At 60.3% G+C, this 12248-nt stretch carries 11 protein-coding genes and 2 tRNA genes; 10 read left to right on the plus strand and 3 right to left on the minus strand.

The annotated features are described in order from the left end of the window. Positions 1–21: 21 nt before the first annotated feature. Both ABD997_RS04975 and ABD997_RS04980 read left to right on the plus strand, forming a co-directional pair. Positions 22–97 (plus strand) — tRNA-Glu (locus tag ABD997_RS04975). 44 nt (positions 98–141) lie between these two features. Continuing rightward, a tRNA-Ala gene (locus tag ABD997_RS04980) sits at positions 142–217 on the plus strand. A 272-nt stretch (positions 218–489) separates the two neighbouring features. On the opposite strand, the gene ABD997_RS04985 is transcribed toward ABD997_RS04980, so the two are convergent. Beyond that, positions 490–1116, minus strand: a complete 627-nt coding sequence (locus ABD997_RS04985) for an arylesterase (RefSeq protein ID WP_345316236.1) — start codon at positions 1114–1116, stop codon at positions 490–492. A gap of 40 nt (positions 1117–1156) precedes the next feature. Here ABD997_RS04985 and ABD997_RS04990 point away from each other — a divergent pair, with 40 nt between their 5' ends. Next, a complete protein-coding gene (locus tag ABD997_RS04990) occupies positions 1157–1837 on the plus strand; it encodes an ABC transporter ATP-binding protein (protein ID WP_345315912.1) in 681 nt (226 codons plus the stop codon). Next, positions 1834–4308, plus strand: coding sequence for an ABC transporter permease (locus ABD997_RS04995; RefSeq protein ID WP_345315913.1), 2475 nt, complete (start codon positions 1834–1836; stop codon positions 4306–4308). Before ABD997_RS04990 ends, ABD997_RS04995 begins: the two co-directional genes overlap by 4 nt. An 18-nt stretch (positions 4309–4326) precedes the next feature. Here ABD997_RS04995 and ABD997_RS05000 read toward each other — a convergent pair whose 3' ends face one another. Both ABD997_RS05000 and folX read right to left on the minus strand, forming a co-directional pair. Continuing rightward, the gene (locus ABD997_RS05000) at positions 4327–5217 is read right to left on the minus strand and encodes a TIGR01777 family oxidoreductase (RefSeq protein WP_345315914.1); all 891 of its coding nucleotides are present in this window, start codon (positions 5215–5217) and stop codon (positions 4327–4329) included. 25 nt (positions 5218–5242) lie between these two features. Continuing rightward, a complete protein-coding gene (gene folX, locus ABD997_RS05005) occupies positions 5243–5605 on the minus strand; it encodes a dihydroneopterin triphosphate 2'-epimerase (protein WP_345315915.1) in 363 nt (120 codons plus the stop codon). Between the two features lie 42 nt (positions 5606–5647). Here folX and ABD997_RS05010 point away from each other — a divergent pair, with 42 nt between their 5' ends. The 6 genes from ABD997_RS05010 (at position 5648) to ABD997_RS05035 (ending at position 11803) form a co-directional block, all read left to right on the plus strand. Continuing rightward, on the plus strand, positions 5648–6721 hold the full coding sequence (locus ABD997_RS05010; RefSeq protein WP_345315916.1) for an AI-2E family transporter: 1074 nt from the start codon (positions 5648–5650) through the stop codon (positions 6719–6721). Next, positions 6718–7644: a class I SAM-dependent methyltransferase gene (locus tag ABD997_RS05015; protein ID WP_425557047.1), complete on the plus strand. Its 927-nt coding sequence runs from the start codon at positions 6718–6720 to the stop codon at positions 7642–7644. The genes ABD997_RS05010 and ABD997_RS05015 overlap by 4 nt, the downstream gene beginning before the upstream one ends. A gap of 428 nt (positions 7645–8072) precedes the next feature. After that, the gene (gene ggt, locus ABD997_RS05020) at positions 8073–9827 is read left to right on the plus strand and encodes a gamma-glutamyltransferase (protein WP_345315917.1); all 1755 of its coding nucleotides are present in this window, start codon (positions 8073–8075) and stop codon (positions 9825–9827) included. 145 nt (positions 9828–9972) lie between these two features. Next, positions 9973–10704: a DUF1538 family protein gene (locus ABD997_RS05025; protein ID WP_345315918.1), complete on the plus strand. Its 732-nt coding sequence runs from the start codon at positions 9973–9975 to the stop codon at positions 10702–10704. Then, complete coding sequence (locus ABD997_RS05030; protein ID WP_345315919.1) at positions 10692–11468, plus strand: DUF1538 domain-containing protein; 777 nt, start codon at positions 10692–10694, stop codon at positions 11466–11468. Before ABD997_RS05025 ends, ABD997_RS05030 begins: the two co-directional genes overlap by 13 nt. After that, the gene (locus tag ABD997_RS05035; RefSeq protein WP_345315920.1) at positions 11453–11803 is read left to right on the plus strand and encodes a P-II family nitrogen regulator; all 351 of its coding nucleotides are present in this window, start codon (positions 11453–11455) and stop codon (positions 11801–11803) included. Before ABD997_RS05030 ends, ABD997_RS05035 begins: the two co-directional genes overlap by 16 nt. The last annotated feature ends 445 nt before the right edge of the window (positions 11804–12248 follow it).

A 12248-nucleotide genomic window follows, 5' to 3' on the forward strand; every position in this document is an offset into this window, starting at 1 on the left:
AGTTGAAACGGTGAGTCCGGGGTCCCCTTCGTCTAGAGGCCTAGGACACCGCCCTTTCACGGCGGTAACAGGGGTTCGAATCCCCTAGGGGACGCCACTTATATCAGTTTTCCGCCTGGCCGGCGGGAAACAGTGCGATATGGGGCTATAGCTCAGCTGGGAGAGCGCTTGCATGGCATGCAAGAGGTCCGCGGTTCGATCCCGCGTAGCTCCACCACTTTCCTGTTCGAAGGTTGCTTCAGGCAGGNGGGGTTCGAATCCCCTAGGGGACGCCACTTATCTCTGCAGCCGGACATCTCGGCAGCACAAAAAAACCAGCCTAGGGGCTGGTTTTTTTGTGCCTGAAATTCACGGGACTCGTGTTCCTGTTTGCTTGGCTACTGCCGGAAAAGGGCCGCTCTAACCTCTACCTTTCCCTGTGGCCTCGCCACACAGATGGTGATGGAAGCGTATCGGATCTGCCGGCAGGGCCGGTCCTGGTTCGCCCGGTCAGGGGGTGGCCTTGGTTTGGCCGGCGGGTAGGCCAGCATTGGCCTTGGACGTCATGCTGCGCCGCTCTGGTGCGCGAAACCAGGGCTTAATTGTTTCCACGATTAGGGGTTGAGCAGCGCGATTTGGGTGAATGCCATCGGCTTGCATCAGGGCTGGATCCGTGGCGATGTCGGCCATGAAAAAGGGCACCAGCACCACCTCGTATTCATCGGCCAACCGTGGAAAGATGGATTGAAACGCCTGGGTGTAACGACGCCCATAATTTGGGGGTAGCAGGATCTCGGACAGCATGACCTTGCTGTTGCTCGCTAAACCCAGCTCGATGATCTGTCTAAGATTCTGTTCTGTAACCGACAGGGGGAAGCCTCTCAGGCCATCGTTCCCTCCTAACTCCACGAAGATCCACTCCGGCGAGTGCTCCGTAAGCAGAGCGGGCAGGCGACGTAGCGCGCCATCCGTGGTTTCTCCGCTGACTGCTGCGTTGATCAGCCGGGTCTCGGGCAGCTCATTTTGTAACAAATTGACCCAACCTTCGGCTTCATCCATGCCATAACTTGCGCTTAAGCTGTCACCCAGTATTAAAATGGAGGCCGGTTTGCTCCAAACTAACGAACTGAAAAGCATTGCAAAAACGACAAACACTCTCTGCAAGGAACGCTGCACTATGACCTCTCCCACGATGGCAATTCAAACCGTTGCGCTCACCCGACAGGTGACGACCTTGGACGGGGCCTTAACGATACTCAATGGCGTGGATCTGGAAGTCAAGTCCGGCGAATCCCTAGCAATCATCGGGCCATCCGGGGCCGGCAAGTCGACCCTGCTGGCTCTTCTTGCGGGGTTGGATCGAGCCTCCAGCGGCGAGATCTGGCTGGCCGGAACGGCGCTTCATGAGCTGGACGAAGAGGGCAGGGCGGCGCTGCGCCGACAGAGTGTTGGCTTCATTTTCCAGTCTTTCATGCTGGTGGACAGTCTGACGGCGCTGGAAAACGTGATGTTGCCACTGGAGTTGGCGGGCAGCAAAGGGGCCGAAGCCAGTGGCAGGGCGCTGCTGGCTCGGGTTGGGCTGGAGGACCGATTGGATCATTTTCCCAACCAACTCTCCGGTGGCGAACAGCAGCGGGTGGCGATCGCCCGGGCGTTTGCCAGCCAGCCGCAGATCCTGTTCGCCGACGAACCCACGGGCAACCTGGACCACGCCAACAGTGAGCTGGTGGAGGACCTGCTGTTCGAACTGAACCGGGAGATCGGCACCACCCTGGTGCTGGTGACCCACGATTTGGCTTTGGCTAAGCGTTGCCAACGTCAGGTGAGCATGCGAGCCGGTCGCCTGGAGGCATTATGAGTCAGTGGGGGTTGGCGTGGCGATTGTTTCGACGAGAGCTTCGGGGCGGTCAGCTTCGACTGATCACCGCCGCCTTGGCACTGGCCGTGCTGTCGGTGACCAGCCTGGGGTTGGTCACTGAGCGCCTGAAGCAGGGGCTGAATGAGGAGGCCACTCGCTTCCTGGCTGCCGATAGGGTTCTGCAATCGCCCCAGGAGGTCGACCCTCTCTGGCTTGAACGGGCGGAGGAGCTGGGCCTTTCGGTGGCCAAGGTACTCTCGTTCCAGTCGATGGCCTTCATCGGTGACCAGCTTCAACTGGTGTCGGTCAGAGCGGTCACCGACAACTATCCCCTCAAGGGCCAGATTGAGCCCCTAGGGGTCCTACCGGGGCGATTGCCCCAATCCGGGACGCTCTGGTTCGACAGCCGGCTGCACCACCTGGCCAAAACCGGGCAGACTGTTGAGCTGGGTGACGCGCAGCTGAGGCTTTCAGGCAGCTTTGCTCGCCTGCCCGACGGCGGGTTCAACCTTTTTGCCTCGGCGCCCCTGGTGCTGATGCGGATGCAGGATGTGGAACAAACCGGAGTGGTGCAGCCCGGCAGTCGGTTGACCTGGCGCTACCAGTTCGCCGGCGCTGCCGAGGCTCTAGCGCAGTTCGAGAGCGACCTGTTGTCAGAGTTGACCAGCAGTCAGCGTTGGCTCGATGTGCGTAACCAGGGCTCTCCCCTCTCCCGGGCCATTGGCCGGGCAGAGCAGTTCATGTTGATGGCCACGCTGCTGGGGATCGCCCTGGCGTGTGCGGCGGTGGGGGTTGCGGCGCGGCGTTACTGCCAACGCCACTTCGACGTGGTGGCGATGTTTAAAACGCTGGGGGCCACCCACCGCCAGGTAAGGATGATCTTCGTCTTTCACCTGGGATTGACCACGCTGATGGGGATCGCCATCGGCACCCTGCTTGGCATCCTGCTGGCCCTGGGTATGGGGTCGTTGCTGGCCGATGCCCTGCCGATGGCGCAGACGCTGGGTTGGCGCCCCTTGATACTCGGTGCCGCCACCGGGGTGGTGGCCGGGATCGGTTTTACTCTCTATCCCTTGCTCCGTCTTCTTAGGGTTGCCCCCTTGCGGGTGTTGAGGCGAGATCTGGAGCCCACGGGGTTGGCAGGGTGGCTCAACGGGCTATTTGCCCTGGCTGCCCTGGCGCTGCTGGCCTGGCTCTACAGTGGCAGTGTGGTAATGACCCTGGTGTTGCTGGCTGGTGCGCTGGCCCTGGCGCTGCTGCTTGGCGGCGTGGGTTTCGTGGTACTCTCCCTGGGACGTCAACTGGGCGTGCGAACCGGCTCGGCTCTGCAACTGGCCCTGGCTGGGCTGCGGCGCCGCGCCCGGGAGAACCTGCTTCAGCTTGTCGGGTTCACCGTCGCACTGATGCTTCTGCTGACGGTCCTGGCACTGCGACAGGACCTGCTGGAGGATTGGCAGCAACAGCTGCCCGAGGGCACACCGGATCACTTCCTGGTCAATGTGGCGCCAGATCTCAGGACGCCCATCTCCGATTTCCTGGCAGAGCGCCAGGTGGAGGCGACGGATCTCTATCCTGTGATCCGCGGGCGCCTGTCGGCAATCAACGGCGAGAGGGTACAGGGCGCGGTCAGCAAGGAGGAGGACGATGAGGAGGCCTCTGGCCCGGATGGGATCCGGCGGGAGCTCAGCCTCACCTATCGAGCCGAGCTACCTCCCAATAATCCTGTGGTCGCAGGCCGCTGGTTTGGCCCTAATGCGGTGGAGGAGGTTTCTGTCGAATCGGAGGTGGCGGAGCGACTGGGGGTCGGCCTGGGTTCTCGGTTGCAGTTCGTCATCGGTGGCCGTACGCTGGAAGCGACCGTGACCAGCTTGCGCCAGGTGAATTGGGAAACCATGCAGCCAAACTTCTTCTTCATCTTCCCCGAAGCGACGCTCAGTCCCTTCTATCCGACCTACATCGCCAGCTTTAAGCATCCCGAGGGAGATCCTGAACTGGTGGCGGAGCTGGTACGCCTGTTCCCCACAGTGTCCGTGATCGACGTAGGGGCGATGATCGCCCAGCTGCGTGAGGTGGTGGATCAGGTCTCCCTGGCACTGGCTTGGGTGTTGCTGGTGGTGGCGATCGCCTCCAGTCTGCTGCTGATGGCACAAACGGAAGCGGGGATGGCTTCACGGCGTCAGGAGCTGGGGATCATGAGGACCTTAGGCGCCGCAGGCAGGTTGCTGCGACGCGCGGTGGGGTGGGAGTTTTTCCTGCTGGGACTGCTCTCCGGGTTGCTGGCCGTGTGCGTGGCGGAGCTGTTGCTGGTGATAATCAAAACCCAGCTCTTTGATCTGCGGGTGCAGTGGCACGGCTTCTGGTGGTGGACCGTGCCTCCGGTAAGTGGCCTCTTGATTGGCCTGCTCGGACTCTGGTCCTGCCGGCGTCTGCTGGCCCATCGCTGTGCCGAGCTGCTGCAGCGTCAGGCCTGACCGGCAGCGGGTATCAGTTCAGGCCAGCAGTTGGCCCAGTGCCTCATCCAACTTGGGGTAGTGAAATATGAAGCCCGCGTCCTGTGCGGCGCGGGGAACCACCGCTTGGCCGGTAAGTAGCAGGATGCTCATCTCACCGAACGCCAACTTGAGCGCAAACTCCGGGGCCGGAAGCAGGGCCGGTTTACCCAGGGTCTTCGCCAGGGTTTCGGTGAAAACCTGGTTGCTGACCGGGTTCGGGGCGGTGGCATTGAAGACGCCACAGGCATCGTCGTTTTCCAGCAGGAAACCAAATAGAGCCACCAGGTCGTCGCGGTGGATCCAGGACATCATCTGCTGACCGTCGCCGATCCGGCCACCCAGCCCCAGTCGAAACGGGGGCAACATCTTTTTCAACGCGCCCCCTTCCGGATGCATCACCAAACCGATGCGCAGGATACACAGGCGGGTTCGCTCCTCCGCCCGCCGGGCGAGTTGCTCCCAACGCTCGCACACCTGTGCGGCGAAGTCGGTGGCCTGAAGGGAGGCGGACTCATCCACCGGTGTGCTGTCTCTGGGACCATAGATGCCGATGGCGGAGGCATTGAGCCAGCACCGTGGAGGTTCCTGGCTGTTGTCCAGCAGGGCGGTCAGTTTTGCGGTGATCTGCCAACGACTGTCACAGATCGCACGCTTCTTCTGTATCGTCCAGCGTCCGTCCGCAATGGGCTCCCCGGCCAGGTTGATCACGGCATCGAAGTCACTCAGATGGCTCAGCTGGGCCAGGGAGCTGAGGTAGGTATGCCGATCACCCAGTCGCTGCCTGGCCCGTTTGGTGTCGCGGGTGAGAACGGTGAACTCGTGATGGGGCAGGCTGGCGATCAGGGCCTGGCCGATGAAGCCGGTTCCGCCGGTAATGAGGATCTGCATCCTTTGACTCCTTTTGGGCGTAGACTCAATCTCGCTGCCAGCTCAACTGCATCGATACCGAGTCGGCAAAGCGTAGGGCGTGCGGCTTGTCGATCTCAACGCAGGCGTGGTCGACCCAATGGTGCTGGTGACATAAGGACAGCACATCACCGGTGAGTTTTTCCAGTAGCGCGAAACGATTATTCTCCACCAGGGCGATGATCGCCTTGCAGATTGTCCGGTAGTTGAGGGCATCCTCCATGTTATCGCTGTTGGCTGCCCGGTCTGCACAGTAACGGATGGTGGCGTTGATGATCACATCCTGCTTATTCTGGATTTCGTCATCGTTAATCCCGATGTAGGTGCGAAGTCGAAGATTCTTAATGCGAATGACTGCTTGATTGTGCATGGTAATATTCTCCTAATTTCAATCTTATAGGATCCCAAGCTAATGGCTCCCTCCCCCTTTAATCAAGCTTCGGTTGCTTTGCAGACCACCTTGATGCTGGCCTCCTTGGTGGTGATTTTCGCGGGAATTAAGGCCGCAAGCGCCATTGTCGTGCCCTTTTTGCTGGCGTTGTTCATTGCCATTATCTGCAGTCCCCTGGTTCGAATGTTGATGCGTATACGCTTTCCAAGAGGCTTAGCGATCATCACGGTGATTTTGCTGGTACTGCTGTTTGGACTCTGGCTTGGGTCCGTGGTGGGCAGCTCCATCGCCGATTTCCGCAGCCAGCTGCCCAACTACCGGGAGCAGTTGACGGAGCAATTTCGTGTCGTGGTTGATTTTCTCGCACAGTTCAATGTCAACCTGAGCATCGAACAGTTACGGAATCAGTTTGATCCCAGCCGCGCCATGAGTCTGGCCACCGATATTCTTTCCGGAGTCGGTAACCTGCTGGCAAATACCCTCCTCATTTTACTGGCGGTGGTGTTCATGCTGTTCGAGGCATCGGGCATCAACCTCAAGTTGCACTACGCTCTGGATGACCCGGATATGCGGTTAAACCAGATCGATCGTTTCCTCGAGTCGGTTAACCGTTACCTGGCGATCAAAACCCTGGTGAGTCTGATCACCGGTGTCTTCTGTGGATTCGGCCTTTACCTGATTGGCGTGGATTACTTCATGCTTTGGGGACTGGTGGCCTTCCTGCTGAATTACATTCCCAATATCGGCTCCATCATTGCGGCTATCCCGGCGGTGGCGGTGGCTTTCATTCAGTTTGGCTTCGGTGCCGCTGCCGCCTCGGCAGGGATCTACGTGGTGGCCAACATGGTGATGGGCAACGTAGTGGAGCCCCGATTGATGGGGCGCAGCCTTGGTCTGTCGACGCTGGTGGTGTTCCTCTCCTTAATCTTCTGGGGCTGGCTGCTCGGCTCTGTGGGGATGCTGCTGTCGGTGCCGCTGACCATGATCGTCAAGATCGGCCTGGAGTCCTCCCAGGGTGGACGCTGGCTGGCAGCCCTGCTCGAGGGGGAGCTCCAGCCCATGACCTCAAAGGCTGCCGAGGATAACGCCGAATGAGTGCACTGCCGATGGACCTGCTTTCACATCTCCCCGGGCAACTGCCCAAGGAGGAGTGCTGTCGCCTTTTCCACGGACGCGGGCACTGCTACCCGGGCTTTGAGGGCGTAACACTTGATTGGCTTGCCCCCTCGTTACTGCTGACCCAGTTCTCGGCCATGACCGAGCAGCAAAGTGCCGAACTGCAGCGGCAGATCGCCGCCTGGTGGTCCACGGTTAGCGAGATGCCCCTGAGCCTGGTGTGGCAGGACCGCTCCCGCTCGCCGGCACAGACGGTCTGCCTCGGCGCTTCACCCCCAACGCCTCACTGGGTTTTGGAGAACGGACTGGCGTTTGAGTTGAGCCTGATGCAGGGCCAGAATCACGGGCTCTTTCTGGATATGGAGAGGGGACGTGAATGGGTGCGGGCACACAGCGCGGGCAAGCAGGTGTTGAACCTATTTGCCTACACCTGTGCGTTTTCGGTTTATGCCATGGCTGGCGGAGCCAGGGAAGTGGTGAATCTCGATATGAGCCGTCCGGCTCTGGCCCAGGGGAAGCGCAACCACCAGCGAAATGGCTTCGACCGCGGGGTTCGATACCTGGGGCATGACCTTTTCAAGACCTTCGGCAAGCTAAAAAAGCTGGCGCCTTTTGATCTTATCGTGGTGGATCCGCCGAGTTTCCAGCAGGGCAGCTTTATCGCTACCAAGGATTACCCGCGCCTGCTGCGCCGTCTGCCCGAACTGCTTGGGCCATCCGGAGAGGCGCTGCTGTGTTTGAATGCGCCGGAGCTTAGCCGGGCATACCTGCGGGATCAGGTTCAGGCCTGCGCGCCGGCACTGGAGTTTGTACAGCAGTTGGAAAATTCTGTGAACTTTCCGGATGCGGATCCGGACCGCAGTCTTAAGGTGCTTCACTACCGGCTCTCAAAGCCGGAGTGATCTTCACGGCCGTTCCGGCTGTGTTGGGCGGACGCTTGGCACTCTACGGCGAAAAACAGGGGATTCCACAGGCGAAACTTCCTGGCTTGCGGTGTTAATTCCTGTTAATCTTTGTTTATGCCTGTGTGGGGCAGGTCAGTCAGCGAACGAGGTTGTATCGATGGAAGTACAGGATTACCAGCAAGACTATCAGGACGCCTACTACCAGCTCCAGGATGAAGTCGCGGAGCAACTGCCGACGGATCTGGATGAAGAGGCGTTTTTGGACTGAGCCACCAAGGCAGGGTTCCAACGCTTTTAAACAGCGACCTTGAAGGTCGCTGTTTTTCGTTCTGGTGCGCCTGATGGCGGGCTGTAACTCCCTCTTTGCTGACGTACACTGGTGCGGTGTATGGACGCGGCCCTATCAAGCCGCAAAGCAGAAAGGGATGACGATGACGCGCTTTACCGCATTTTTCCTGTTTGGACTATGCAGTGCCGTGGTGCTGGCACAGGGAGAGCCGGAGGGAGATACCGGCTTCACGCACACCGGTGTCGCCCGGGGCCAGGACTTCATGGCGGCGACCGCCAATCCTTACGCCACCGAGGCGGCAGCAGTGATACTGGCCGACGGGGGCAGTGCGGTGGATGCAGTCATTGCCGCCCAGATGGTCCTGACCCTGACGGAGCCACAATCCTCCGGCATCGGCGGGGGACTGTTCCTGCTGCACTGGGACGCAAAAAACGCGCAGCTGCTGAGCCTGGATGGTCGTGAAGCCGCGCCGGCGGCGGCAAGCCCGACGCTCTTTGTCGGTAACCGCGGCGAGCCTGTTCCCTGGATCGAGGCGGTGGTCGGAGGACGCTCTGTTGGTGTCCCCGGGGCGGTGGCCGCCCTTTATGAAGCCCATCGTCGCTTCGGCGTATTGCCCTGGAGCCAGTTGTTGGGCCCGGCCATTACGCTGGCGGAAGAGGGGTTCGAGGTATCGCCCCGCCTGGCACTGCTGCTGGCTCAGGAGATCAATCCCGGGCTGCGTCGCCCCGGCAAGGCCAGGGGGTATTTTGCGCCGGGAGGGGAGTGGCTAACTGCCGGCGACAGACGGGAAAATCCCGCTCTGGCCCGAACATTGAGGCGGCTGGCCACCGAGGGGCCGGACGCGTTCTACCGGGGGGAGCTTGCCGAGCAGATAGTGGATGCGGTGCAGTCGGATCCGGATCGGCCCGGGTTACTCTCTCTGGCGGACCTGGCCGATTACCGACCGCGCTGGCGCAGCCCCGTGTGTCAACCTTACCGTCAATATCAGGTGTGCGGCATGGGCCCACCAAGCTCCGGCGGCATTACTGTGGGGCAGATCCTCTCCTTGCTCGAACCCTATCCCGTGTCGAGCTGGACGCCGCAGAGCCCCGAATTCGTTCATCGCTTCAGCCAGGCCTCCCGCTTGGCTTACGCCGATCGTGCACGCTACATCGCCGACGATGCGTTCTACCCGGTGCCTGTCCAAACCCTGCTTAGTGAAACCTACCTGAACGACAGGCGCCGTTTGATGGGGTCGGATCGGGATATGGGCCCTGCCGCTGCCGGGAAGCTGCCTGTGCAGGCTGGCCCAGACACAACCCGGGCTCTGCCCTCCACCACCCATCTGGTGATGGTGGATGCCGAGGGGAACATGGTCAGTATGACCTCCAGCATTGAGATGGGATTTGGCTCCACGGTGATGGTGGGGGGCTTCCTGCTGAACAATCAACTGACCGACTTTGCTTTGGATCCCGGTACGGAATCGAATCCGGCGGCCAACCGCGTCGAAGCGGGTAAACGTCCCCGCTCCTCAATGGCACCGACCCTGGTATTGGATGCCGAGGGGCAACCGAATCTGGCCATAGGATCCCCTGGGGGCAGTCGAATCATCAGCTATGTCAGCCAGATGTTGATCGCACTTTTAGATTGGCAGCTGCCGCTGGAGCAGGCCCTGGCCCTGCCCAGAATCAGTCATCGAAACGACAATCTGGTACTGGAAGCCGAGCGGACGTCACCGGAGTTGGCCGCTGCGATGGAGGCTCGAGGGTACGACGTCCGTTTGGCTCCGTTAAATAGCGGTGTTCAGGTCATCCGCAGGAGTGTCGAAGGGTGGGAAGGAGCAGCGGATCCCCGGCGCGAGGGCACCGCCATTGGCGGGACGATCAGAAGCGCCGGTGAGCCATCACACTGAACCAGCGGGAGTTCGATTGGATAACCCGGGGAGTGTGACTACCCCGGGAGCTGGATAAGCGCAGCAAAGTACAAAATAACTTCCACTTGTCAGTAAGATACATGCTTTACTAAGGTAGGGAAGGGCAGGTTGGCAGGGAGCGACAGTGCAGTTACTGAGGCTATTTTTATGCAGTGTTCGCGATCTCCTGCCCATTGTCCTGGTGATCGTCAGTTTCCAGTGGGGGGTGTTGGCTCAGCCCCTGCCCGGTGTGGTGACCATCCTCGGTGGATTACTGCTGGTGGTGATGGGACTGACGCTGTTCGTTTACGGCCTCAAACTGGCCCTCTTCCCCATCGGGGAGTCTCTGGCCCAGGCGTTTGCCCGTAAGGGCTCCCTCTTCTGGTTGTTGCTCTTCTCCTTTCTCCTTGGTTTTGGCACGACGGTCGCGGAACCGGCTCTGATTGCGATCACCCAGGAAGCGGCAGCGGTGGCCGCCGAAGCGGGCACCATCGACCAGAGCGCCGATTCTCAGCGTTTCTACGCCAATCAATTGCGCAGTGTGGTGGCACTCTCCGTGGGCCTGGCCATTATGGTCGGGGTGCTGCGGATCCTGCTGGGCTGGCCCCTGCCCTCGATGATCGTTGGCGGCTACCTCGCGGTTATGTTGCTGACCATGGTAGCGCCCGACTCCATCATCGGCATCGCTTATGACTCCGGAGGTGTAACCACCTCCACCATTACAGTCCCCCTGGTTACGGCGCTGGGGGTTGGCCTTGCCAGCAGTATCGAGGGGCGTAACCCTCTGCTCGATGGCTTTGGTCTGATCGCCTTCGCCTCTCTGTTACCCATCGTCTTTGTACTGCTTTTCGGGATCCTGCAACCATGGATTGGCTAAGGGAGATCGGAGTCAGTTTACTTACCACGCTGAACGACGTATTACCGATCATCGTGGTACTTCTGGGCTTTCAGTGGCTGGTGCTCCGTCAGCCGCTGACTCAGTGGCGTAGAAAACTGGTGGGTCTGTTGTGCGTCATTCTGGGGTTGGCCCTATTCCTCGAGGGGCTTGAGCATTCGCTCTTTCCGCTTGGGAAGGTGATGGCATTTCAGCTGACCTCCGGAGCCTTTACCGGCCCGGTGGATCACTGGAGTGATCACTACTGGGTCTACCTATTCGCCTTCGCCATCGGTTTTTCCACCACCATTGCCGAGCCCTCGCTGATCGCCGTGGCACTTAAGGCTGGCGAGATCAGTGCCGGCACCATTCGCCCCCTAGGACTGCGCCTGGCGGTAGCGTTCGGGGTTGCACTGGGCATCACCCTGGGTTGCTACCGGATCGTGGTCGGGGATCCCATTCACTGGTATATCCTCGCGGGCTACTTGTGCGTGGTGATCCAGACCCGCTTTGCCCCGGCGGCGATCATTGCCCTGGCGTATGACTCCGGCGGGGTGACCACGTCGACGGTGACGGTGCCTCTGGTTGCCGCCCTCGGGCTGGGGCTGGCCCAGTCCATCCCTGGTCGCAGCCCCCTTATCGATGGCTTCGGCTTGATCGCCTTTGCCAGCGTATTTCCGATTATTACCGTGATGGGCTATGCCCAGTGGACCCATTGGCGGCAGCGCCGCCTTGAGAAGAGGGGTGTTCAATGCGCTTCAAGTTGATCGTGGCTTTTGTCGAGGACATGCAATCTGCGGATCTGATCCAGGTGGCGCGGGAGGCTGGTGCCACCGGGGTTACCCTGATCAATAACGCCCGTGGAGAGGGGCTTGAGCCGAAAAAGACCTTTTTCGGTTTGAACTTGGATATCCAGCGGGACGTGCTGCTGTTTGTTGTCGAGGAGCACCTGGCTCGTAACGTGTTGGAATCCCTCGCTGCCCGGGGGGAGTTTGATGAGACACCCGGCACCGGGATCGCGCTGCAACTGGATGTCGAGGATGTGGTCGGGGTGGCCCACCAGATAGAGAGCCTGACCAGCCGCGCGGAGGATCAGTTATGACGCCCCGGGTGACGGTGCGGCAGGTGATGGCGGATCCCTGAGTGTTGATGGACGGTTTACACCGTCGAGAAGAGGATAGCGCGGTTGAGGGCGTCCGGGCCTAAGCGACCCTGATCGATAAGCGGAATGAGGCCGATGAGTATGGCCTGGTACTCTTGTCCGATATCGGTTAACAGATGATGGCTAGAGATAGGAGCACCTCCCGGGTTAACTTTTACGAGATTATGGCCAAACCTGTGCTCGGGATCCCGGCTCAGATGGGGATGTCCGCTATTGCGCCCGCCTGTTTGAGCACTTTGGCCTTGAACCGGCCCCGTTGCAGGAGCGGGGAAGGGCGGTAGGCTGGGTCAGTTATCGGGAGCTGGTGCTCAATGGGGCGACCTGAACCGTGCCGACATTTATCCACAGAATCTGTGGACAAGCCTGTTGAAACGGTCGAGGCTTG

The sequence above is a fragment of the Ferrimonas gelatinilytica genome (assembly GCF_039544205.1).
Taxonomy (GTDB): domain Bacteria; phylum Pseudomonadota; class Gammaproteobacteria; order Enterobacterales; family Shewanellaceae; genus Ferrimonas; species Ferrimonas gelatinilytica.

Bases quoted from the DNA above. Each gene is read 5' to 3' on its own strand.
- ABD997_RS04985 (WP_345316236.1), bottom strand. From the start codon at position 1,116: ATGCTTTTCAGTTCGTTAGTTTGGAGCAAACCGGCCTCCATTTTAATA.
- ABD997_RS04990 (WP_345315912.1), top strand. From the start codon at position 1,157: ATGACCTCTCCCACGATGGCAATTCAAACCGTTGCGCTCACCCGACAG.
- ABD997_RS04995 (WP_345315913.1), top strand. From the start codon at position 1,834: ATGAGTCAGTGGGGGTTGGCGTGGCGATTGTTTCGACGAGAGCTTCGG.
- ABD997_RS05000 (WP_345315914.1), bottom strand. From the start codon at position 5,217: ATGCAGATCCTCATTACCGGCGGAACCGGCTTCATCGGCCAGGCCCTG.
- folX (WP_345315915.1), bottom strand. From the start codon at position 5,605: ATGCACAATCAAGCAGTCATTCGCATTAAGAATCTTCGACTTCGCACC.
- ABD997_RS05010 (WP_345315916.1), top strand. From the start codon at position 5,648: ATGGCTCCCTCCCCCTTTAATCAAGCTTCGGTTGCTTTGCAGACCACC.
- ABD997_RS05015 (WP_425557047.1), top strand. From the start codon at position 6,718: ATGAGTGCACTGCCGATGGACCTGCTTTCACATCTCCCCGGGCAACTG.
- ggt (WP_345315917.1), top strand. From the start codon at position 8,073: ATGACGATGACGCGCTTTACCGCATTTTTCCTGTTTGGACTATGCAGT.
- ABD997_RS05030 (WP_345315919.1), top strand. From the start codon at position 10,692: ATGGATTGGCTAAGGGAGATCGGAGTCAGTTTACTTACCACGCTGAAC.
- ABD997_RS05035 (WP_345315920.1), top strand. From the start codon at position 11,453: ATGCGCTTCAAGTTGATCGTGGCTTTTGTCGAGGACATGCAATCTGCG.